This window comes from Azospirillum melinis (assembly GCF_013340935.1).
Classification (GTDB): domain Bacteria; phylum Pseudomonadota; class Alphaproteobacteria; order Azospirillales; family Azospirillaceae; genus Azospirillum; species Azospirillum melinis.
The window spans coordinates 150,297-171,252 of sequence record NZ_WHOS01000011.1; the positions used below are offsets into that span (position 1 = coordinate 150,297).

General features: G+C 67.4%; 21 protein-coding genes. 14 read left to right on the forward strand and 7 right to left on the reverse strand.

All coding sequences use genetic code 11. The annotated features are described in order from the left end of the window. Positions 1 to 93: 93 nt before the first annotated feature. The 4 genes from GBZ48_RS11125 to fsa all read right to left on the reverse strand — a co-directional run bounded on the left by GBZ48_RS11125 (position 94) and on the right by fsa (position 4,941). Positions 94 to 2,274: a methyl-accepting chemotaxis protein gene (locus tag GBZ48_RS11125; RefSeq protein WP_174471101.1), complete on the reverse strand. Its 2,181-nt coding sequence runs from the start codon at positions 2,272 to 2,274 to the stop codon at positions 94 to 96. A 308-nt stretch (positions 2,275 to 2,582) separates the two neighbouring features. Further along, the gene (locus tag GBZ48_RS11130; RefSeq protein WP_174471102.1) at positions 2,583 to 3,548 is read right to left on the reverse strand and encodes a tyrosine-type recombinase/integrase; all 966 of its coding nucleotides are present in this window, start codon (positions 3,546 to 3,548) and stop codon (positions 2,583 to 2,585) included. Continuing rightward, positions 3,545 to 4,267: a DUF484 family protein gene (locus GBZ48_RS11135; protein ID WP_109048039.1), complete on the reverse strand. Its 723-nt coding sequence runs from the start codon at positions 4,265 to 4,267 to the stop codon at positions 3,545 to 3,547. The genes GBZ48_RS11130 and GBZ48_RS11135 overlap by 4 nt, the downstream gene beginning before the upstream one ends. Positions 4,268 to 4,284: 17 nt before the next feature. Then, entirely contained in the window at positions 4,285 to 4,941 is a 657-nt protein-coding gene (fsa, locus tag GBZ48_RS11140) for a fructose-6-phosphate aldolase (RefSeq protein ID WP_174471103.1), read from the reverse strand. A gap of 105 nt (positions 4,942 to 5,046) precedes the next feature. Between fsa and GBZ48_RS11145 the strand changes: the two genes are divergently transcribed. Beyond that, a complete protein-coding gene (locus tag GBZ48_RS11145; RefSeq protein WP_425485984.1) occupies positions 5,047 to 7,365 on the forward strand; it encodes a primosomal protein N' in 2,319 nt (772 codons plus the stop codon). Positions 7,366 to 7,575: 210 nt separating this feature from the next. After that, positions 7,576 to 8,082 carry a cache domain-containing protein gene (locus GBZ48_RS11150; RefSeq protein ID WP_246307125.1) on the forward strand — a complete coding sequence of 169 codons (507 nt, stop codon included), beginning with the start codon at positions 7,576 to 7,578 and terminating at the stop codon, positions 8,080 to 8,082. 92 nt (positions 8,083 to 8,174) lie between these two features. Here GBZ48_RS11150 and GBZ48_RS11155 read toward each other — a convergent pair whose 3' ends face one another. Then, positions 8,175 to 8,570, reverse strand: coding sequence for a hypothetical protein (locus GBZ48_RS11155; protein WP_174471105.1), 396 nt, complete (start codon positions 8,568 to 8,570; stop codon positions 8,175 to 8,177). A 382-nt stretch (positions 8,571 to 8,952) separates the two neighbouring features. Between GBZ48_RS11155 and GBZ48_RS11160 the strand changes: the two genes are divergently transcribed. From GBZ48_RS11160 to gstA, 7 genes are all read left to right on the forward strand, one after another. Next, entirely contained in the window at positions 8,953 to 9,522 is a 570-nt protein-coding gene (locus GBZ48_RS11160) for a F0F1 ATP synthase subunit delta (RefSeq protein WP_174471106.1), read from the forward strand. Continuing rightward, complete coding sequence (atpA, locus tag GBZ48_RS11165) at positions 9,522 to 11,051, forward strand: F0F1 ATP synthase subunit alpha (RefSeq protein WP_098739059.1); 1,530 nt, start codon at positions 9,522 to 9,524, stop codon at positions 11,049 to 11,051. The genes GBZ48_RS11160 and atpA overlap by 1 nt, the downstream gene beginning before the upstream one ends. An 87-nt stretch (positions 11,052 to 11,138) precedes the next feature. Then, complete coding sequence (locus tag GBZ48_RS11170; RefSeq protein ID WP_109048035.1) at positions 11,139 to 12,023, forward strand: F0F1 ATP synthase subunit gamma; 885 nt, start codon at positions 11,139 to 11,141, stop codon at positions 12,021 to 12,023. An 86-nt stretch (positions 12,024 to 12,109) separates the two neighbouring features. Further along, positions 12,110 to 13,531, forward strand: coding sequence for a F0F1 ATP synthase subunit beta (atpD, locus tag GBZ48_RS11175; RefSeq protein ID WP_174471107.1), 1,422 nt, complete (start codon positions 12,110 to 12,112; stop codon positions 13,529 to 13,531). A 146-nt stretch (positions 13,532 to 13,677) separates the two neighbouring features. Beyond that, complete coding sequence (locus tag GBZ48_RS11180) at positions 13,678 to 14,094, forward strand: F0F1 ATP synthase subunit epsilon (RefSeq protein ID WP_109048033.1); 417 nt, start codon at positions 13,678 to 13,680, stop codon at positions 14,092 to 14,094. 275 nt (positions 14,095 to 14,369) lie between these two features. Beyond that, positions 14,370 to 15,194: an acyl-ACP desaturase gene (locus GBZ48_RS11185; RefSeq protein ID WP_174471108.1), complete on the forward strand. Its 825-nt coding sequence runs from the start codon at positions 14,370 to 14,372 to the stop codon at positions 15,192 to 15,194. An 80-nt stretch (positions 15,195 to 15,274) separates the two neighbouring features. Beyond that, positions 15,275 to 15,889, forward strand: coding sequence for a glutathione transferase GstA (gstA, locus tag GBZ48_RS11190; protein WP_174471109.1), 615 nt, complete (start codon positions 15,275 to 15,277; stop codon positions 15,887 to 15,889). Positions 15,890 to 15,976: 87 nt separating this feature from the next. Here gstA and GBZ48_RS11195 read toward each other — a convergent pair whose 3' ends face one another. Beyond that, complete coding sequence (locus GBZ48_RS11195; protein WP_174471110.1) at positions 15,977 to 17,464, reverse strand: DEAD/DEAH box helicase; 1,488 nt, start codon at positions 17,462 to 17,464, stop codon at positions 15,977 to 15,979. A 318-nt stretch (positions 17,465 to 17,782) separates the two neighbouring features. Further along, on the reverse strand, positions 17,783 to 18,325 hold the full coding sequence (locus GBZ48_RS11200; RefSeq protein WP_174471111.1) for a superoxide dismutase family protein: 543 nt from the start codon (positions 18,323 to 18,325) through the stop codon (positions 17,783 to 17,785). Between the two features lie 156 nt (positions 18,326 to 18,481). Here GBZ48_RS11200 and GBZ48_RS11205 point away from each other — a divergent pair, with 156 nt between their 5' ends. The 5 genes from GBZ48_RS11205 to GBZ48_RS11225 all read left to right on the forward strand — a co-directional run bounded on the left by GBZ48_RS11205 (position 18,482) and on the right by GBZ48_RS11225 (position 20,934). Next, positions 18,482 to 18,928, forward strand: coding sequence for a Fur family transcriptional regulator (locus GBZ48_RS11205; RefSeq protein ID WP_174471112.1), 447 nt, complete (start codon positions 18,482 to 18,484; stop codon positions 18,926 to 18,928). Continuing rightward, a complete protein-coding gene (locus tag GBZ48_RS11210) occupies positions 18,925 to 19,149 on the forward strand; it encodes a hypothetical protein (protein ID WP_174471113.1) in 225 nt (74 codons plus the stop codon). Before GBZ48_RS11205 ends, GBZ48_RS11210 begins: the two co-directional genes overlap by 4 nt. 324 nt (positions 19,150 to 19,473) lie before the next feature. Next, the gene (locus GBZ48_RS11215; protein WP_174471114.1) at positions 19,474 to 20,292 is read left to right on the forward strand and encodes a phage capsid protein; all 819 of its coding nucleotides are present in this window, start codon (positions 19,474 to 19,476) and stop codon (positions 20,290 to 20,292) included. A gap of 63 nt (positions 20,293 to 20,355) precedes the next feature. Beyond that, on the forward strand, positions 20,356 to 20,628 hold the full coding sequence (locus tag GBZ48_RS11220) for a hypothetical protein (RefSeq protein ID WP_174471115.1): 273 nt from the start codon (positions 20,356 to 20,358) through the stop codon (positions 20,626 to 20,628). Positions 20,629 to 20,709: 81 nt separating this feature from the next. Continuing rightward, positions 20,710 to 20,934, forward strand: coding sequence for a phage connector family protein (locus GBZ48_RS11225; protein ID WP_425485985.1), 225 nt, complete (start codon positions 20,710 to 20,712; stop codon positions 20,932 to 20,934). The last annotated feature ends 22 nt before the right edge of the window (positions 20,935 to 20,956 follow it).

Here is a 20,956-nt window from a genome sequence, read left to right on the forward strand (position 1 = left end):
AGCCGATCTGCGGGCCGCAAGGTTCATAACGACGAAAGGCTCCTCCACCGGCTGGTGGGGGAGCCTTTCGTATTTTCGCGGTCGATCAGCCCGTCACGCCGCGCGGATCGTCGACAGGAAGCCGTTCACCGCGGTGCGCAGGCGCCCGGCGTCGCCGGCGAGCTGGCCGGAAACCGACAGGACGTTCTCGGCGGAATGGCCGGCCTCGACGGCGGCGCTGCGGACGTCGGCGATGGTCTTCGTCACCTCCTGGGTGCCGCTGGCCGCCTGCTGGACGTTGCGGGCGATCTCGGCAGTGGCGGAGCCCTGCTCCTCCACTGCGGCGGCGATGGCGGTGGAGATCTCGTCGATCTGGGCGATGATGCCGCCGATGCCCCTGATGGCGCCGGCGGTCTCGCCGGTGACCCGCTGCATGCCGGTGACGTGGCCGGCGATCTCCTCCGTCGCCTTGGCGGTCTGGCTGGCGAGGCTCTTCACCTCCTGTGCGACCACGGCGAAGCCCTTGCCGGCCTCTCCGGCGCGGGCGGCCTCGATGGTGGCGTTCAGCGCCAGCAGGTTCGTCTGGCTGGCGATGTCCTGGATCAGCTGCACCACCGTGCCGATCTTCTCCGCCGCCTCGGTCAGGCTCAGGACTTGGCCGTTGGCCTGCTGGGCCGCCTCCACCGCCTCGCGGGCGATCTGGGCGGAACGGTTGACGCGTTCGCCGATCTCCTGGATCGAGGCCGACAGCTCCTCGGTCGCGCTGGCGACGGTCTGCACGTTGCTGCTGGCATCCTGGGAGGCGTTGGCGACCACGCCGGCCTGCTGGCTGGTCTGGGTCGCGGTGGCGGTCATCGTCTGGGCGGTTCCGGTCATCGACTGCGCGGCGCGGTCGACACCATCCACCACGTTCATCACCTGGGCTTCCAGACTGTCGGCCAGCTGGAGCATGGCCTTGCGGCGCTCGGCGTCGGCCTTGGCCTGATCTTCGGCCCGCTGGTTGATCATCCGCTTCAGGTCGGCCAGCATCTTGCGCAGGGCCTCGGCCAGCGCGCCGACCTCGTCGGTCTGCCGGATGTCCAGCGTCTGGTCGAAGCGGCCGGCGGCGATGCCTTCGGCGAAGGCGACGCTGGCACGGATCGGCCGGGCGACGCCGCCGGCGACCACCCACATCACCGCGACGGCACCGAGCGCGACCAGCGCGCCGACGGCGACCTGCCAGAGGATGTTGGAATTGGCCCGCTCCCCCAGCGCCGATGCCAGGGCCATGCCGTCGGCCAGCACGATGTCCTTCGGCACCTGGACCAGCACGGCCCACGGCTTCTCGGTGTTGCCGAGCGTGATGGGAGCGAAGCTGCGCAGCATGTTGGTTGAGGCTTCGATGTCGACATGCGGCTTGCCCGCCTGGACGCTCGCCAGATCGGCCTGCCAGGAGGCGTCGAAGGTGGAGATCGACTGGCCGATCAGGTCCGGCCGGGCGCTGTGGGCGACGATCAGGCCCATATTGCTGATGATGACCACCTGGCTGCGGCCGTTGAACACCGCGGTGCTGACCTTCGTCGACAGCTGCTGGACGAAATCGAGGTTAAAGTCGGCGCCGGCGACGCCGCGGAACTTGCCGCCGATGACCACCGGAACCGACAGGGTCGCCAGGAACACCTGCTTGCCCTGCACGATGTAGGGCAGGGGGTCGAGCACGCTTTCGCGCCCGGTCTCCTGCGGGCCGATGTACCAGCCGCCCTTCATCACGCCGTTGGGGTGACGGTCGCGGCTGTCGTACTCGACCAGCGGCTGCATGGCGATGCGGCCGTTCTGATCGCGGTTCCAGTAGGGGATGAAGCGGCCGGTGGTGTCGGTGCCGGTCTCGCGGCGGCCGCGGAACTCCTCGTCCCGACCATCGAGCGCGTCGGGCTCCCAGGCCGAATAGGTGCCGTTGAACAGCGGGTTGCGCTTCAGCACCGACAGCAGCACGCCGTTGAAGGCCTCACGCCGCCGTTCCGGCAGTACATGGCCGGGCGTCCCGTCGTCGGCGAGGCTGGAGAAGCTACTTGCCATCGTCCGCGCGGCGTTCAGCGCGGTGTCGAACTCCGACCGCAGCAGTCCCGCCTGGGTGGCCGCGAGATTCTGCAGGGACTCCGTCGTTTTGCTTTCGAGGATCCGTTCGACGTTCCCGGTGACGAACTCATTGCTTGAGCGGGTCGACAGTACGGCGAAGCCGACCAGCACGGCGACGGTGCCTGCCAAGCAGAAGCCCGACAGCATCGCAATCTTCGATTGGATGGATTTCGTCTGCATAAAGTCTTTCCCCCGTCTTCGCCGCATGGATAGGGGGAACTGTCGATCTTCAAAATTAACGACAGATTAACGAGAATTAGGGGGTCAAATCTCGTCTTTCGTCCTTAAGTATTATCTCCGAGTTGTTCTCTAGGATAATTTAGAGAACTTGGCGATGAGGTTTAAATGCCTTGAAGGGCAATTTCATTTCAATCAAGGGATTCTATCGTGAGCGTCGGGGTTCAGCTGGCTGCCCCACGGCAGGTGACGCCGCCATAAGCGTAGAAATGAATACCCCAATATGCGCAGACGCTTAGAGGCGGTGAGCGTCAGCCCTTGCGCGCCCGAGGATGGGCATTGCGGTACACGTTCATCAGCTGCTCGTTCTCGACATCCGTATAGCGCTGGGTGGTGGAAAGCGACGCGTGGCCGAGCAGATCCTGGATGGCGCGCAGGTCGCCGCCGTCCGCCAAAAGGTGGGTCGCGAAACTATGCCGCAGGGCGTGCGGGGTGGCGCTGTCCGGCATGCCCATCAGGGCGCGCAGCTTCTGCATCTGGTGCTGGGCGACGCTGGCGTTCAGCCGGCCGCCGCGGGTGCCGACGAACAGGGGGCCGTCGGGCGCCAGGGTGAAGGGGCAGGACTCGATATAGGCGCGCACGGCGTCCGTCACAGCCGGCAGGACCGGGATCATGCGGTCCTTGCGCCCCTTGCCGGTGACGCGCAGCGTGTCGCCCAGCGGGGCGTCCTTGCGCGCCAGACCCAGGGCTTCGGAAATGCGCAGGCCGCAGCCGTAGAGCAGGGTGAACAGGGCACGGTCGCGCTTGCCGATCCAGGGCTCCTCGCGGTCGCGCTCGGCCTCTTCCAGCAGGCGGTCGGCGTCGATCTCCGTCAGCGGACGCGGGGCAGGGCGCTTGACCTTCGGGGTCGCCAGCGTGGCGACGGCGGGATTGTGCAACCGGCCGCTGCGGTCCAGCCAGCGGAACAGGTTGCGCACCGCCGCCAGCTTGCGCGCCCGGCTGGCTCCGACCAGCCCGTCCATCGCCAGACGGGACATCCAGGCGCGGAAATCCGCCGCCTTCAGGTCGCCCAGATCGTTGAGCGAGGGCGGGGAGCCGCCGCGGAATTCGGTGAGGAAGCGCAGGAACTCTCCGACATCGGCGGTGTAGGCCGACAGGGTATGGCGGGAAACCGCCTTCTCGCTCTCCATCCAGCGCCGCCAGTGGGCCAGCACATCCTGGACGTCAGGCTTGGCGGAAAAACCCAAACTCGGAGCAATGGGAACCGGTTCGGTCACGCCGGCAGCTCCAGCCAGCCGCGGATCACCCGCTCGATCACGCGGGCGAGGAAGCCGACCAGCTCGGTGCCCTGGCCGCTGTGGAAGGTATCGGGTTCGCGGCTGCCGAAGGCGAGCAACCCGTCGGGCGTCTCGCTGGAGACCTGGATGCGGATCAGCGCCTCCGACCGGACGAGGCCGGCGCCGGGGCCGTAGATCTCGGGATCGCCCTGGATGTCGGTGTTCAGCACCACGTCGGCGCGGCCCAGCCGGCCGGCGATGGCACCCGGCTCCACCACCCGCACGCCGGAGCGGTGGACATGGGGGATGTCGGTGCCGTTGGATTCGATGACCAGACAGGCGACGTCGAGGTCGAGCAGGACCGCGAGGTCGGTGGTGATGGTCTGGATCAGCTGCTCGAAGCTCTGGGCATCGAGCAGGAACAGCACCGCGGCATGGATGCGGTTCTGGCTGTTCAGGTTGGCCCGGCTGGTGCCGATCAGCTCGCGCTGCTGGTCCTTGAGGGTGCGGACCTCGGCGCGCAGCCGGTCGACCATGAAGGCCTGGAGGTCCACCACCCCACGCCCGCGGTCGAGCGACGGCGGGGTCAGGTGGTGGACCAGATCGGCGTTCTGGGCCAGGAAGTCCGGGTGGGTCCGCAGATAGGCGCGCACATCCTCCGAAGAGAGAGTCGACGCCTGACGCGGGGGGTGGCCCGGTTCGCGGCCCCTGTCGGCCATGATCGCTCCGGCCCGCCTTACAGGATCGACTGGCCGGTCTTCTTCCAGTCCTCGACGAACTGGGAGAGACCCTTGTCGGTCAGCGGGTGGTTGAACAGCTGCTTCAGCACCGACGCCGGCGCGGTCACGACATGGGCGCCCAGGCGGGCGGCCTTGACGATGTGCATCGGGGTGCGGATCGAGGCGACCAGCACCTCGGTCTTGAAGGCGTCGTAATTGTTATAGATCTCACAGATGTCCTTGATGATGCCCATGCCGTCCTGGCCGATGTCGTCCAGGCGGCCGACGAAGGGCGACACGAAGCTGGCGCCAGCCTTGGCTGCCAGGATCGCCTGGGCGGGGGAGAAGCACAGCGTGACGTTGACCATCGTCCCTTCGGACGAGATGATCTTGCAGACCTTCAGGCCGGCCGGGGTCAGCGGCACCTTCACCGCGACGCGGTGGGAGATCTTGGCGATCTTGTGGGCCTCGGCGAGCATGGTCTCGAAGTCGGTGGACGCCACCTCGGCGCTGACCGGACCGTTGACGACGTCGCAAATCTCGGCCACGAGGTCGAGGAATTGACGGCCGGACTTGGCGATCAGGGAGGGGTTGGTGGTAACACCGTCCAGCAGACCGGTATCGGCCAGATCGCGGATCTCGGCGATGTCGGCGGTGTCGACGAAGAACTTCATGACGAAGGGTCCATGCTTGCTGATGTTGACCGGAACCGGCCGCGCCGGAAAGCTGACCGACGCGCCGTCCCGCCCGGTGCCCGGGACATGAGGCCACTCTAGCCGATGCGTTCGATTTCCGCCAGTTCCGCCCCGGGCTTTCAGGGGGATCTTCTTGGGGACGCGCCCGAAACGGGGCAGCCCGAAGGCGATTCCGCAGTCAATTCCAGGGCAAATTCCGCAGATTTCCCGGCGAAGCCGCAGCAGCGCGGGCCGGACCGCCGCGTCGCCGTGCTGCTGCCGCTGCCCTTGCGCGAGGCCTACGACTACCGTGTGCCCGATGGGATGGAGCTGGTTCCCGGCGATTTCGTCGAGGTGCCGCTGGGGCCGCGCCGGCTGATCGGCGTGGTCTGGGGCCCCGGCGCCGGGACGGTGGAGTCCGTCCGGCTGAAGGCGGTGGTGCGCCGGTTCGACGTGCCGCCGATGACCGAGGTCGGCCGCCGCTTCGTCGAATGGGTCGCCGCCTACACCATGACGCTGCCGGGCTTCGTCCTGCGCATGGCGGTCAGCGTGCCGTCGGCGCTGGAGCCGCCCAAGCCGATGCTGGCCTATCTGCGCAAGCCGGATGCGGAACCGCCGCCCGGCTTCAAGATGACCGATCCGCGCAAGCGCATCCTGGCGCTGCTGACGGATGGGCCTCCGCGGACACCGGCGGAGCTGGCGGAGGAGGCCGGCTGCGGCGTGACGGTGGTGCGCGGGCTGGCCGAGGCCGGACTGCTTGACCCGGTGATGCTGCAACCGACGCGGCTCGGCCGGCCGGACTGGCGCCGGCCCGGACCCGCCCTGTCGGCGAACCAGCAGGGGGCCGCCGACGACCTGCGCGAGCGGGTGACCTCGGGATGCTATTCCACCGTCCTGCTCGACGGCGTCACCGGATCGGGCAAGACGGAGGTCTATTACGAGGCGATCTCCGCGGCGCTGGAACAGGGCAAACAGGCACTGGTGCTGCTGCCGGAGATCGCGCTGTCGGCGCAGTGGCTCGACCGCTTCGCCCGCCGCTTCGGCGCACCGCCGGCGGAGTGGCATTCGGAGCTGACCGGGGCGCAGCGCCGCGACACTTGGCGCGCGGTGTCGAAGGGCGAGGTGCCGGTGGTGGTGGGCGCGCGCTCGGCGCTGTTCCTGCCCTATCCCGACCTGGGCGTCATCATCGTCGATGAGGAGCACGACTCCGCCTACAAGCAGGAGGAGGGGGCGATCTACCATGCCCGCGACATGGCGGTGGCGCGGGCGCATCTCGGCGGGTTGCCGATCGTGCTGGTGTCGGCCACGCCGTCGCTGGAGACCAAGGTCAATGCCGACAGCCACCGCTATGCCCGGATCGAGCTGCCGTCCCGCCATGGCGGCGCCGTGCTGCCCGACGTGGAGCTGGTCGATCTGCGGCGCGACCGCCCTCCCGCCCGGCACTGGCTGGCGCCCAGCCTGCGCAAGGCGCTGACCGACACGCTGGCCGGCGGCGAACAGGCGATGCTGTTCCTGAACCGCCGCGGCTATGCCCCGCTGACACTGTGCCGCGCCTGCGGCCACCGCATGCAGTGCCCGAACTGCACGGCGTGGCTGGTGGAGCACCGGCTCGCCCGCAAGCTGCAATGCCACCATTGCGGTCTGCAGCAGCCCTTGCCCCATGCCTGCCCGGAATGCGGCGAGGAAGGGACGATGGCTGCCTGCGGTCCCGGCGTCGAGCGTATCGCCGAAGAGGTGGCGGAGCTGTTCCCCGACGCCCGCGCCGCCATCATGGCGTCCGACACCCTGCACGGTCCGCGCGCCATCCAGGAGATGGTGGAGAGCATTGGCCGGCATGAGTTGGACATTATCATCGGCACCCAGGTGATGGCCAAAGGCCACCATTTCCCGATGCTGACGCTGGTCGGGGTGGTCGATGCCGATCTGGGGCTGAACGGCGGCGACCTGCGGGCGGCGGAGCGCACCTACCAGCTGCTGCATCAGGTGGCTGGGCGCGCCGGGCGCGGCGAACGGCCGGGACGGGTGATGCTTCAGACCTTCATGCCCGAACACCCGGTGATGCAGGCGCTGGCCGTCGGCGACCGCGACGGCTTCTATCAGCTGGAGGCGGAGATGCGGCTGGAGGCCGGCATGCCGCCCTTCGGCCGGCTGGCGGCGCTGATCGTGTCGGGCGAGGACCCGACGCTGGTGGAGCGGGTGGCGATGGCGCTGGGCCGCGCGGCACCGCGCAGCGATACCGTCCATATATTGGGACCGGCTCCCGCTCCGCTGGCTCTGCTGCGCGGGCGGCACCGCCGCCGCCTGCTGATGAAGGCGCCGCGCAGCACCCAGGTTCAGCCGTTGATCGCGGAGTGGCTGGACAGGGTGGAGATCCCGCCGGCCATCCGCGTGCAGATCGATGTCGATCCCTACAGCTTCCTTTAGGTGCGGTTAAGGCGATCGGACCAGGCTGCGGCGAATTGACACGATGCGATCCTGTGGGCGATCCGGCATGGCACCTGTGACGTTTGGTCCATTGCACAGCGTGGAGCATGGTATTACCACGGCAGGGATGGTTCCGAATCGAAACATCCCTGCTGGGATGAAACCCGCGGAGCCAAACGTCACAGGGACAGGTTCGGGCTGATGGTCGGCATGCTTTCCAAGCTTCGTCTGCGCGTTCAGAGGCAAACCCTGCTGACCGTGCTGCCGGTTCTTCTGCTGCTGGTGGTCATCGCGTTCGCCGCCGGCGCTCCGGCCCGCACCCGCGGCACCGATGCCGAGGCGCTGACGATGATCGACCGTGCCCAGCAGCTGCTGGAGCGGATCGGTCCGGACGCGGCGGCCGAAGCGTTTGCCGGTCATGATAGCGCTTTCACCGACCGCGACCTCTACCCAATGCTGCTGGACGACAAGGGGGTAATGGTCGCCCATGGCTGGACCGCAACGCTGAACGGGTCGAACCTGAACGAGCTGCACGACATCGAGGGCAAGCCCTTCATCCGCGAGGCGCTGGACGGGGTGGCGCGCGACGGACGGACCGACGTCACCTATCGATGGATCGATCCGCTGACGGGTCAGGTCGCGCGCAAGACGATGCACGCCCGCCGTCTGGTGTTGAACGGCAAGCCATACATGCTGGCTGTCGGCGTCTACCGCTGAGGTGTTTGTGAAACCGGTGCGGCGGGTTGCCGCACGTCACTTTTTTACATGGTGAAATTTCGGGACGGCCGCCGGTCCGGGCCTGACGCGGATCAGGAAACCCGCGGGCGACGCGGGCGCCAGATCGACAGGCAGTCCGCGGCGCTGTCGCCGGCACCGATGCCATACCAGCCCGACCGGTCGTGGAAGGACAGGCTGTAGCGGCCTTTGGCGTCGCGTTCGAAGCGGAAGACGGGGCGGTCCACCTCCGGCAGAAGCACCAGAAGCCGGTCGTGATCGCGTCCCGACTCGCGCAGCACGCCGACCCAATGACCGTCGCGAATCTTCGGTTCGGCCACGGCGGCGAAAGCATCCATATCGTCCGGGGTAAAGCGGGCGCGGCAGAACTGGATGATTTTCGCCCCGCGCTCTTCTCCTTGGGAGCCGGCGCCGGCGGCGTTGTCCGCTTCGGCAGTCGCAACAGTCTCGGTCGTCGGCAGGATGGTCATCGCGGAAGGGTCCCTGGTCGCCTGGAGCGGCTGCGGCGGGGCAAAATGACGGGAAACCAAGGTCGGATCGCCCACCCGCGCGGTTCCGGCCGACCGTGGATCAGATTGGTTAACCTTGAATTAAACAGGCAATAGGGCCACATCGAAGTCACAGCCGGTATGACCAGTCGAGCGGGACTCGAGTCCTCGGCGAACGCAGTTGCGACCAATGATTCCGCAGTTGCTCAAAACGCCGCAGCCAAATTGTCCAGACCCCGTTGCGTGGGCGCGATTCCTGTGATATTGGACCGCTCGCTTTCGCGGCCGGGGTGTTTGTGCCTCGGGTTGACACCCTATAAGGCCGCCGAATTCACCGTCTACCGAACTCAATTCGAGGGATCAGGTGGCATCCGAAGGAACAGGCGTATCCGAACTCGCCGCGCGTTACTCCATCGCGCTGTTCGAGCTTGCGGACGAAAACCAGGCGTTGGACACGGTCGCGAGCGATCTGACCACGCTGAAGCAGATCCTGGCCGAGAGCGCTGACCTCCGTCGCCTCGTCCGCAGCCCCGTCATCAGCCGGGCCGATCAGGGCAAGGCCATGGCCGCCGTCATGGACGGCGCCGGCCTGTCGGACCTGACCAAGCGCTTCATCGGGCTGGTGGCGGCCAACCGCCGCCTGTTCTCGATCGACGGGATGATCGAAGGCTTCCTGGCCGAACTGGCCCGGCGCCGCGGCGAGGTTACGGCGCAGGTCACCTCGGCCCAGCCGCTGAGCGATGCCCAGCGCAACGCCGTCATCGACGCGCTCAAGGCGTCCATCGGTTCCAAGGTGCTGGTGAACACCTCCGTCGATCCGGAGTTGATCGGCGGCATGATCGTTAAGTTCGGCTCGCGCATGGTCGATACCTCGGTGCGAACGAAGCTGAACAAATTGCAACTCGCCATGAAGGCCTCAGGGGGATCAGTCTGATGGATATCCGCGCCGCAGAAATCTCTGCGATCCTCAAGCAGCAGATCGCGAATTTCGGGACCGAGGCGGATGTCGCCGAGGTTGGTCAGGTCCTGTCGGTGGGTGACGGCGTCGCCCGCGTGCACGGCCTGGACAACGTCCGCGCCGGCGAAATGGTCGAGTTCCCGGGTGGCCTGCAGGGCATGGCGCTGAACCTCGAGACCGACAATGTCGGTATCGTGATCTTCGGCGACGACCGCGGCATCAAGGAAGGCGACACCGTCAAGCGCACCGGCACCATCGTCGACGTTCCGGTCGGCCGTGGCCTGCTGGGCCGCGTCGTGGACGGCCTGGGCAACCCGATCGACGGCAAGGGCCCGCTGGTCGACGTGACCCGCACCCGCGTGGAAGTGAAGGCCCCCGGCATCATCCCGCGCAAGTCGGTGCACGAGCCGATGCAGACCGGCCTGAAGGCCGTCGACAGCCTGGTTCCGATCGGGCGCGGCCAGCGCGAGCTGATCATCGGTGACCGTCAGACCGGCAAGACCGCCGTCGTCATCGACACCTTCCTGAACCAGAAGCCGATCAACCAGGGCGACGACGAGAGCAAGAAGCTCTACTGCATCTACGTCGCCGTCGGCCAGAAGCGCTCCACCGTCGCCCAGATCGTCAAGACCCTGGAAGACGCCGGCGCCATGGAATACTCCATCGTCGTCGCCGCTACCGCGTCGGAGCCGGCTCCGCTGCAGTTCCTGGCGCCGTACACCGGCTGCACGATGGGCGAGTATTTCCGCGACAACGGCATGCACGCCCTGATCGTGTACGACGATCTGTCCAAGCAGGCCGTCGCCTACCGCCAGATGTCGCTGCTGCTCCGCCGTCCGCCGGGCCGCGAAGCCTACCCGGGCGACGTGTTCTACCTCCACAGCCGCCTGCTGGAGCGCGCCGCCAAGATGGGCGACGCCCACGGCAACGGCTCGCTGACCGCCCTGCCGGTCATCGAAACCCAGGCCGGCGACGTGTCCGCCTACATCCCGACCAACGTGATCTCGATCACCGACGGTCAGATCTTCCTGGAAACCGGCCTGTTCTATAAGGGCATCCGCCCCGCCATCAACGTCGGCCTGTCGGTGAGCCGCGTCGGCTCCGCCGCCCAGATCAAGGCGATGAAGCAGGTTGCCGGCACCATCAAGATGGAACTCGCGCAGTACCGCGAGATGGCCGCCTTCGCCCAGTTCGCCTCGGACCTCGACGCCTCGACCCAGCGCCTGCTGGCCCGCGGCGCCCGTCTGACCGAGCTGCTGAAGCAGGGCCAGTTCCAGCCGCTGCCGGTTGAAGAGCAGGTCGTGTCGATCTTCGCCGGCGTGAAGGGCTACCTGGACGCCATCAAGGTCGAGGACGTCAACCGCTTCGAGGCCAAGTTCCTGTCGGAAATCCGCGCCAAGGGCGCCGATATCCTGGCGGCGATCCGCACCGACAAGCAGATCACCTCGGCGACCGAAGAGAAGCTGAAGGCTTTCCTCGACGGCTTCGCCAAGGTCTTCGCCTGACCGACCGCGCGCGGGGGCGGGAAACCGCCCCCCACCGTCTTGAAGAGACGGTCACGGAACGACCTCGAGCGGAATTGAAGGGCCGGCATGCCTAACCTCAAGGACCTAAAGAACCGGATCGCGAGCGTCCAGTCGACGCGCAAGATCACCTCGGCCATGAAGATGGTTGCGGCTTCCAAGCTGCGCCGCGCCCAGGAGCAGGCGGAAGCCAGCGGTCCCTACGCGGAGCGTATGGGCCGTATGCTGTCGTCCCTGGCCGCCAACGTGCAGGACAGCGGCAACGGGCCGAAGCTGATGACCGGGACGGGCGCCGACAAGGTGCATCTGCTGGTCGTCATCAGCTCCGACCGTGGCCTGTGCGGCGCCTTCAACGGCTCCATCGTCCGCGAGGCCAAGCGCCAGATCACCCGCCTGCAGGGCGAGGGCAAGACCGTCAAGGTGCTGACCGTCGGCCGCAAGGGCCGCGACCAGCTGCGCCGCGAGTTCGCCTCGCTGATCGTCGAGAGCTACGAGGATGTCGGCCGCCGCCGGCTCGGCTTCAGCGACGCCGACATGGTGGCGACGAAGGTGCTGGCGATGTTCGACGCCGGCGAGTTCGACGTCTGCTCCGTCGTCTTCAACAAGTTCAAGTCGGCGATCTCCCAGATCGTCACGGTTCAGCAGCTCATCCCGTTCGCCGTCCCCGGCGAGGCGGTCGCGGCCACCGACGAGGTGAAGCCGCTCTATGAGTTTGAGCCGGACGAGGAGCAGATCCTCGCCGAACTGCTGCCGCGCAACCTGTCCATCCAGATCTACCGCGCCCTCCTGGAGAGCGCCGCGTCCGAGCAGGGCGCCCGAATGACCGCGATGGACAACGCGACGCGCAACGCCGGCGACATGATCAACAAGCTGACGATCACCTACAACCGGACGCGCCAGGCCTACATCACCAAGGAGCTGATCGAGATCATCTCCGGTGCCGAAGCCCTGTAACGGCAGCATTCGACCCGTAGGGCCCAGCCCATTTGCGCCGGCGACGGCATACCGACACTTACCGAGTTCCTAGGGAGCTTTACTCCATGGCCACCACCAATTCTGTCGGCAAGATCACGCAGGTCACGGGCGCCGTCGTGGACGTGCAGTTCAACGGCGACCTGCCGGCGATCCTGAACGCCCTGCACACCCAGAACGACGGCAAGACCCTCGTTCTGGAAGTGGCGCAGCACCTGGGTGAGAGCACGGTCCGCACCATCGCCATGGACAGCACCGACGGTCTGGTGCGCGGCGCCGAGGTGTCCGACACCGGCGCGCCCATCGCCGTGCCGGTCGGCCCGGAGACGCTGGGCCGCATCATCAACGTCATCGGCGAGCCGATCGACGAGCGCGGCGCGGTCAACGCCGCCCGCTCGCTGCCGATCCACCGTCAGGCCCCGGACTTCGTCGACCAGTCGACGGACGCCGAAGTGCTGATCACCGGCATCAAGGTCATCGACCTGCTGGCTCCCTACGCCAAGGGCGGCAAGATCGGCCTGTTCGGCGGCGCCGGCGTCGGCAAGACCGTGACGATCATGGAGCTGATCAACAACGTCGCCAAGGCGCACGGCGGTGTATCGGTGTTCGCCGGCGTGGGTGAGCGTACCCGCGAGGGCAACGACCTCTACCACGAGATGATCGAGTCGGGCGTCATCAAGCTCGACGGCCCGGGCTCCAAGGTGGCCCTGGTGTACGGCCAGATGAACGAGCCGCCGGGTGCCCGCGCCCGCGTCGCGCTGAGCGGCCTGACGCTCGCGGAATATTTCCGCGACGAGGAAGGCCAGGACGTGCTGTTCTTCGTGGACAACATCTTCCGCTTCACGCAGGCCGGTTCGGAAGTGTCGGCTCTGTTGGGCCGCATCCCGTCGGCGGTGGGCTATCAGCCGACGCTGGGCACCGACATGGGCGCCCTGCAGGAGCGCATCACCTCGACGAAGAAGGGCTCGATCACCTCGGTGCAGGCCATTTACGTGCCCGCCGACGATCTGACCGACCCGGCCCCGGCCGCCTCCTTCGCCCACCTGGACGCCACCACGGTGCTGTCGCGCTCGATCGCCGAAATGGCCATCTTCCCGGCCGTGGACCCGCTCGACTCGACCAGCCGCATCCTCGACCCGCGCGTTGTCGGTGACGAGCACTACTCGGTCGCCCGTTCGGTGCAGAAGGTTCTGCAGACCTACAAGTCCCTGCAGGACATCATCGCCATCCTGGGCATGGACGAGCTGTCGGAAGAGGACAAGCTGGTCGTGGCCCGCGCCCGCAAGATCCAGCGCTTCCTGTCGCAGCCGTTCCACGTCGCCGAGGTGTTCACCGGCACCCCGGGCGTGCTGGTCCCGCTCGAAGAGACCATCAAGGGCTTCAAGGGCATCGTGAACGGCGACTACGATCACCTGCCGGAGGCCGCCTTCTACATGGTCGGCACCATCGACGAGGCGATCGCCAAGGCCAAGAAGCTGGCCGCCGCCTGATCCCACACCAGGGATTGCGGCATTCCGGCCCGGCCCCATCGGCCTTGCGAAGAGGCGTGAGAAGGCCGGGCGGAAATCGACATCAGCACACCCCCTCCCCCCGTCAGCGGGGGAGGGGGTTCCTATGAAGAGGCACCAGGAAACCCATGGCCGATAAAGTCGAATTCGAGCTGGTCTCGCCGGAAAAGCTGCTGAAGTCGCAGCCCGTGGACATGGTCGTGGTGCCGGGTTCGGAAGGCGATTTCGGCGTGCTCGCCGGTCATTCGCCGATGATCTCGACCGTGCGTCCGGGTGTCATCGACGTCTATGAAGGCGACCGCATCGTCGACCGCGTCTTCGTCGCCGGCGGCTTCGCCGAGGTGACCGAAGCCCGCTGCACCGTCCTGGCCGAGGAAGCGGTTGCGCTGACCGACCTGGACCGCGCCGCGGTCGAGAAGCAGATCAAGGACCTGTCCGAGGATCTGGACGACAGCAAGTCCGACGCCGAGCGGGCCGCCGCCGAGTCCAAGCTGGCCGTCGCGCGTGCCAAGCTGGACGCGCTGAGCCAGGGTTCCGCTCACTGAGCGGCAGCGGCCGTCGGCCTGCATTTTGGGGCGGACGGCATACATCTCTTCGACGGAACGGGCGGCTTGGGCTTCCAGGCCGCCCGTTTTCCGTTGCGACTTGGTTGCATCGCGGCGAAGACCGATTACATTCGAAGGCCTGAACCGTGAACCCCGCCGCATCCGATGGCAAAAGGCGGGGACATGGGGGACGGACCCTTTCCCGGAACGAACCTTTCCCGATATGAACCGGCCGCCACGGCAGGGCGGCCCAAAACGAGGCGGTAGAGCGGATCATGGCGCGTGCGCATTGGCGGATCGACGAGCTTCCCTGGGACCGTTTCGATGCCAGCAAGATCGATCCGGACCTGGTTCCGCTGATCAAGGCGGCGGCACTGGTGGAGTTCAACGCCGACGACTACACCGCCTATCTGTGCAACGTCTTCAGCGACGATCCTGAGTTCCAGGAGGCCGCCCACGGCTGGGCGGTGGAGGAGGTCCAGCATGGCGAGGCGCTTGGACGCTGGGCCGAACTGGTCGACCCGACCTTCGACTTCCGGGCGGCGGTCGAGCGGTTCCGCGCCGGCTATCGCGTGCCGATCGACCTCGACGCCTCGGTCCGCGGTTCGCGCACCGGCGAGATGATCGCCCGCTGCATGGTGGAGACCGGCACCAGTTCCTACTACGCCGCCATCGGCGATTCGACCGACGAACCGGTGTTGAAGGAGATCTGCCGCAACATCGCCGCAGACGAGCTGCGCCACTACAAGATCTTCTACACCTACGCTAAGAAGTATCTGGACCGCGAAGGGCTGAACAAGGTCCAGCGGCTGAAGGTGGCGCTGTCGCGCATCGGTGAGTCGGAGGACGACGAGCTGGCCTATGCCTATTACGCGGCCAACGCGCCGGCCGACGCCGTCTACGAGCACAAGCTCTACAACGCCGCCTACAAGCGCCGGGCGTTCGGCCGCTATCGCCGCAAACATGTCGACCGCGCCATCGCCATGGTGTTCAAGGCCTGCGGGTTGAAGCCGCACACCCGCCTGTGCCAGGTGGCATCGAGTGGCGCTTGGTGGTTCATCGATCGTCAGGCGCGGAAGCTGGCGGCGCAGGCGGTCTGATCCCTCGGGAAAGCTGGCGGTGCCGGTCTCTTTGGGGTAGCCATGGCGGCGCCAACCACCCAAAGAGGGGTCTCGGAGACATGAAGCTCTATTACAAGCCCGGCGCCTGCTCGCTGTCGCCGCACATTGTCCTGCGCGAGGCCGGACTGCCCTTCGAACTGGTCAAGGTCGATCTGGCGGCCAAGACGTTGGCCGACGGCAGCGATTTCCGCGCGGTGAACCCGAAGGGGCAGGTGCCCACCCTGGCGCTCGATGAGGGCAGCATCCTGACCGAGGGTGCGGTGATCGTGCAGTACGTCGCCGACAAGGTTCCTGCCAGCGGCCTGATCCCGGCGGCCGGCACGATGGAGCGCTACCGCGTGCAGGAGCTGCTGAACTTCATCGGGTCGGAACTGCACAAGGGCGTCGTCCCGCTGTTCCCGATGTTGAACGACGTGGTGTCCGACACCCACCGCCAATTCGCAACCAAGGTCCTGAGCGGCAAGCTGGCGGTGCTGAACCAGCAGTTGGAGGGCAAAGCCTACCTGACCGGCGACAGCTTCACCGTCGCCGATGCTTATGCCTACACGGTGCTGAGCTGGCTGCCGCGCATCAAGTTCGATCTGTCGCCCTTCCCGAACCTCACGGCCTTCGCCGAACGCGTCGCCGCCCGTCCGGCGGTGCAGGCGGCGCACGCTGCCGAAGCCCAGGGCTGAACGCCGGCCGGCCTGGATGAGGACCGGATGAAAAAGGCCCCGTCTCGCTGGAGACGGGGCCTTTTTCTTGTGGGCGCGCTGTCGGGGTCAGGCGGCGTTGGGCTTGCGCCGCATCGGGGTGTTGCCGCCGGGGGTGCCGGCCGCACGCGGCGCCTGCTTGCCGCTGCCGTTGCCATGGCTGTTGCCATGCGACACGGCGTGCGGGGCCGGGCGGCGGTCGTGGCGGTTCTGGTCGTTGCGGGCGGCGTCCGGACGCGGGGCGCCGGCCGGCTTGCCGGCCTTCTGCGGTGCCTTGGCGGGCTGCTGGGCGGCCTTGGGCGCCGCCTTCGGCGCGGCGGGGCGGGCCTGCTGCTGGTTGCGGTTGTTCTGGTTGCGGTTGCTGCCCGGCGCCTTGGGGCGGGGCGGCGGCTTGGACGACGCGTGGATCTGCGCCACCTCCACCGCGTGGTAGGGGTGGGTGGTGTCGGCCGGGATCGGCTGGCGGATCGTCTTCTCGATGTCCTTCAGATAGCCGACCTCTTCATGGTCGCAGAAGGACACCGCGCTGCCGTCGGTGCCGGCGCGCGCGGTCCGGCCGATGCGGTGGACGTAGCTTTCCGGCTCGTTCGGCAGGTCGAAGTTGATGACGTGGCTGATGCCGTCGATGTCGATGCCGCGCGCGGCGATGTCGGTCGCCACCAGTGCTCGCAGCTCGCCGTTGCGGAAGCTTTCCAGTGCACGGACGCGGGCCGACTGCGACTTGTCGCCATGGATGGCATCGGCGGTGATGCCGGCCTTCTTCAGATGGTCGGCGATGCGGTCGGCGCCGTGCTTGGTGCGGGCGAAGACGATGGTGCGGGCCATCGCCGAATCCTCGAGCAGATCGGCCAGCAGGCGGCGCTTGTCGGCGCGGTCGACGAACAGGACGCGCTGGTTGATGCGCTCCACCGTGGTCGACTGCGGCGTCACCTCGATGCGCTCGGCATCGGTCAGGATGCTGTTGGCGAGATCCACCACCGCGTCGGGCATGGTGGCGGAGAACAGCAGGGTCTGCCGCTCCTTCGGCAGCACCGCGACCACCTTCCGCACGTCGCGGATGAAGCCCATGTCGAGCATGCGGTCGGCCTCGTCGAGGACGAAGAACTCGATGGTGCCGAGGTTGACGTGGTTCTGCGCCATCAGGTCGAGCAGGCGGCCCGGAGTGGCGATCAGCACCTCGACGCCGCGGGCGATGGCGGCGACCTGCGGGCTCTGGCCGACGCCGCCATGGATGACGGTGCGGCGGATCGGCAAGTGGCGGCCATAGGTGGTGAAGCTGTCGCCGATCTGGAGCGCCAGTTCGCGCGTCGGGGTCAGGATCAGCACGCGGGGCGACTTGGCGGCCACGCGCTTCTTGTTCTGGAACAGCCGCTGCAGGATCGGCAGCGTGAAGGCGGCGGTCTTGCCGGTGCCGGTCTGGGCGAGGCCGAGCACGTCGCGGCCGGCCAGCAGCAGCGGGATGGCGCCGGCCTGGATCGGCGTGGCCGTGGAGTAGCCTTCCTCGGCGACGGCGCGCAGAAGAGGCTCGATCAGGCCGAGGCCGGAAAATTCGGTCATGGAAGCGATGGTCCTGGTCACCAGAATGGGGGCCGCGCCAGGAGGGAGCGGCCGGGCTTGCGCGCTCCGCGGCGGGTTGGCGCGGAGCCGTCGGGCGGCGGGCGATCAGGTGCCTGCGCGGGCTTGCGCGGCGCCGGGCGCCGTCCGACTCCGGACAGATAGGGCCGGTGGCTTGATTTGGCAAGCAAACTCGGCGCGCGGCAGGGGTGCGCCGTGCCGGTTCGGCTGAACAGGCGGAAGCTTGGCGGGAAAAAAGGGCGCGAACCGGCTCCCCTGTCATGCGGCATAGGGTCGCGCCCCGTGTCTTGGTGCCGAGGCTTACGGCTTCTTGATGACGCCGCAGGCGATGCGGTCGCCGGAATTGCCGGCTGGCTGGCTGAGGTAATCGTCGGGCTGGGCGTGGACGACGATCGAGGTGCCGCCCTGCTTGAACAGGCCGTCGGCGCCGTCCGTCAGTGTGACCATGTGGGTGATCGCCTCGAACCCGGCCTTGCCGGCCTCGTTGGCCCAGATGTTGGGCAACTCGCCGTAATGCATGTGCTCGGCCTCAAGCCCGTGCTTGGCGCCCTGGGCGGCGAAATGGCCGCCGGCCGCCTTGAAATCGGGGGTGCAGGCGCCGTTTTCGTGGATGTGGATGCCGTGCCAGCCCGGTGTCAGACCTTCCAACTGGCCATGCACCAGGATGCCATGCGGGAACTTGGTGAAGGTGACGGTGCCCAGCGGCTTGCCCTGCGCGTCGGCGACGGCGGCCTGGGCTGCGGGAGCAGGGGCGGGGGCGGATTGCTGGGCCAGGGCCGGAGCGGCGGCCAGCGACAGGCCGGCGAACAGCAGGGCGGGGGCGAGGGACAGGGTGCGGGGCATTCTGGTGGGTCCTCCGTCTTGAGTGTTGGCGCATTGGCCGGCGCGCCTGGACGGCCGGCGGGGTGACGACTTCATGCCGCTGCGAAACCGCTCTGGGATTGCGAACGGTTTTCAGTATGATGGGGGCATCGGCAAGCAAAGACCAGGGTTGGGGTTATGACGTCGCGTCTGGAAGCGTTGTGCATGGAAAAGGGCCTGAAGATGACCGGCCAGCGTCGTGTCATTTCACAGGTGTTGTCGGAGGCGGACGACCACCCCGATGTCGAGGAGGTGCATCGCCGCGCCGTGCAGATCGACCCGCGCATCTCCATCGCCACCGTCTACCGCACCATGCGGCTGCTGGAGGACGCGCAGGTGATCGAGCGCGTTGACCTTGGCGACGGCCGCGCCCGCTATGAAGAGGCGACGGCGGACCACCACCATCACCTGATCGACACCCGCACCGGCCGGATCATCGAATTCGCCAGCCCGGAGCTGGAGGCGATGAAGGAGCGGATCGCCCGCGAGCTTGGCTACAAGATCGTCGGGCACCGGCTTGAAATCTACGGGGTGCCGCTGGACGACGCGGCCGACGGCGTCCGGGATGAGGAGGAGCGTCCATGACCGATCCCCGTTTTCCTGAGGCCGACCAGCCCATCGCCGAGGCCATCGCCTGCCGGGATGCGGTGCAGCGCTGCTACTCCGGCCTGTGCCGCTGCGGCCAGCCGGAGCGCTATGCGCTGGAAGCGGCGGTGACCGTCTACCGCTACCACCATCCGGAGATTCCGCCGGCCCAGGCGGAGACCATCGTCAGCCATTGGGTGGCGGGGCCGGTTCGGCATTGAGGTTCCCGGCGGCAAGACAGTCGCCGGCGGATGGGTTTATGAAAATAGTCCTTGATCGTCTCCGCATAAAATCCTAAAACCAAACCCGTCAAGGCGACGGGTCCGCCCCTGGACCTTACGCCCGACAGCACCAGAGCTCCCCCTCGCTTCGGTCCGAAAAGGGCCGGCCGGACACTCCCAAGTCCGGCCGGCCCTTTTTGTTTTCGCGTTTCGCCCGCGGCCGGCGCTGCGTCCCGCACGCACCCCCGACAACCGGGTGGCGGAACGAATCCCCCCGCCATACTCCCCGCGGGATCCGCAGGAACGCGAAAGGAAATCATACCCATGTCGACGAGCATCGCCCAGGCATTCGTCAAGCAGTTCGAGCGCGAGGTCCATGAGGCTTACCAGCGCATGGGCTCCAAGCTGCGCAACACGGTGCGCGGCAAGAACAATGTGCAGGGCGCCTCCACCGTCTTCCAGAAGGTCGGCAAGGGCGCCGCCGCCACGAAGTCGCGCCACGGCGCGGTTCCGGTGATGAATCTGGACCATACGCCGGTGGAGTGCGCGCTGTACGACTTCTATGCCGGCGACTGGGTCGACCGGCTGGACGAGTTGAAGACCAACATTGACGAGCGGCAGATCATCGCCAATGCCGGCGCCTATGCGCTGGGCCGCAAGACAGACGAACTGCTGATCGCCGAGCTGAACAGGTCCGTCAACTATGCCGGCAGCGCCACCGACGGGCTGACCAAGGCCAAGATCCTGACGGCCTTCGAGATGATGGGCGAGGCCGACGTGCCGGACGACGGCCAGCGCTATGCCGTCGTCGGCTGGAAGCAGTGGAGCCAGCTGCTGGGCATCGAGGAGTTCGCCAGCGCCGACTATGTCGGCTCCGACGAGCTGCCCTGGCGCGGCACCCAGGCCAAGCGATGGCTCGGAACGCTGTGGCTGCCGCATTCCGGCCTGACGCTGAGCGGCAACGTCCGGCTCTGCCACTGGTACCACAAGACGGCGGTCGGCCACGCGGCGGGTGCCGACGTGAAGACCGACATCACCTGGCACGGCGACCGTGCAGCGCATTTCGTCAACAACATGATGAGCCAGGGCGCCGCGCTGATCGACACCAGCGGCGTGGTCACCCTGCGCTGCCTGGAGAGCTGAACGGAGGAAGGCGAGCGGCCCTCCCTTTCCCATCCCCCACACAAAATCCGGAGTCTTCGATCCATGGCCTATGCGTCCAAGGATTTGAGCGTGCTCGCCTATGCGAACGGCTTCACGCTCTGGCACTACACCACGCATGACGTGGCAACCGACGTCGATACCGCCGGCTATTTCAACGCGGCGGCCGACCTGCTGCGGGTGGGCGACATGCTGCTGGCGAACTGCGCGGTCGGCGGCGCCACCCCCGCCACCGGCGTGCTGGTGGTGGCGGCCAGCGCCAACGGGTCGGTCGACGTCGCCAACCTGACGCCGTTCGGTAGCGTCAACAGCGACTGATCCGCCGAAGGGAAGGGCGCCGCACCGACGGCGCCTTCCGCTCGCCTTCCGCTTCATGCCCGCTACCCGGAGACATGTCCCATGGCCCTGACCGCCATCGGCCTGTGCGGCCGTGCGCTGATCAAGCTCGGCGCCACCGCCATCGCTTCTTTCGAAGACGGCTCCGCCGAGGCTGAGGTGGCCGCCGCACTTTACGGGCCGACGCGCGATGCGCTGCTGTCGGCAAACGCCTGGAGCTTCGCCAGCGTGCAGGCCACGCTGCCGCGGCTGGCCGAGCCGCCGGGCGGCCGATGTAGGACAGGGTGACGGTGCCGGCATCGCACAGCAG

Bases quoted from the DNA above. Each gene is read 5' to 3' on its own strand.
- GBZ48_RS11225 (WP_425485985.1), top strand. From the start codon at position 20,710: ATGGCCCTGACCGCCATCGGCCTGTGCGGCCGTGCGCTGATCAAGCTC.
- GBZ48_RS11125 (WP_174471101.1), bottom strand. From the start codon at position 2,274: ATGCAGACGAAATCCATCCAATCGAAGATTGCGATGCTGTCGGGCTTC.
- GBZ48_RS11205 (WP_174471112.1), top strand. From the start codon at position 18,482: ATGACGTCGCGTCTGGAAGCGTTGTGCATGGAAAAGGGCCTGAAGATG.
- gstA (WP_174471109.1), top strand. From the start codon at position 15,275: ATGAAGCTCTATTACAAGCCCGGCGCCTGCTCGCTGTCGCCGCACATT.
- atpA (WP_098739059.1), top strand. From the start codon at position 9,522: ATGGATATCCGCGCCGCAGAAATCTCTGCGATCCTCAAGCAGCAGATC.
- GBZ48_RS11210 (WP_174471113.1), top strand. From the start codon at position 18,925: ATGACCGATCCCCGTTTTCCTGAGGCCGACCAGCCCATCGCCGAGGCC.
- GBZ48_RS11150 (WP_246307125.1), top strand. From the start codon at position 7,576: ATGCTTTCCAAGCTTCGTCTGCGCGTTCAGAGGCAAACCCTGCTGACC.
- GBZ48_RS11170 (WP_109048035.1), top strand. From the start codon at position 11,139: ATGCCTAACCTCAAGGACCTAAAGAACCGGATCGCGAGCGTCCAGTCG.
- GBZ48_RS11145 (WP_425485984.1), top strand. From the start codon at position 5,047: ATGCGTTCGATTTCCGCCAGTTCCGCCCCGGGCTTTCAGGGGGATCTT.
- GBZ48_RS11135 (WP_109048039.1), bottom strand. From the start codon at position 4,267: ATGGCCGACAGGGGCCGCGAACCGGGCCACCCCCCGCGTCAGGCGTCG.
- atpD (WP_174471107.1), top strand. From the start codon at position 12,110: ATGGCCACCACCAATTCTGTCGGCAAGATCACGCAGGTCACGGGCGCC.
- GBZ48_RS11220 (WP_174471115.1), top strand. From the start codon at position 20,356: ATGGCCTATGCGTCCAAGGATTTGAGCGTGCTCGCCTATGCGAACGGC.
- GBZ48_RS11180 (WP_109048033.1), top strand. From the start codon at position 13,678: ATGGCCGATAAAGTCGAATTCGAGCTGGTCTCGCCGGAAAAGCTGCTG.
- fsa (WP_174471103.1), bottom strand. From the start codon at position 4,941: ATGAAGTTCTTCGTCGACACCGCCGACATCGCCGAGATCCGCGATCTG.
- GBZ48_RS11155 (WP_174471105.1), bottom strand. From the start codon at position 8,570: ATGACCATCCTGCCGACGACCGAGACTGTTGCGACTGCCGAAGCGGAC.
- GBZ48_RS11195 (WP_174471110.1), bottom strand. From the start codon at position 17,464: ATGACCGAATTTTCCGGCCTCGGCCTGATCGAGCCTCTTCTGCGCGCC.
- GBZ48_RS11185 (WP_174471108.1), top strand. From the start codon at position 14,370: ATGGCGCGTGCGCATTGGCGGATCGACGAGCTTCCCTGGGACCGTTTC.
- GBZ48_RS11215 (WP_174471114.1), top strand. From the start codon at position 19,474: ATGTCGACGAGCATCGCCCAGGCATTCGTCAAGCAGTTCGAGCGCGAG.
- GBZ48_RS11200 (WP_174471111.1), bottom strand. From the start codon at position 18,325: ATGCCCCGCACCCTGTCCCTCGCCCCCGCCCTGCTGTTCGCCGGCCTG.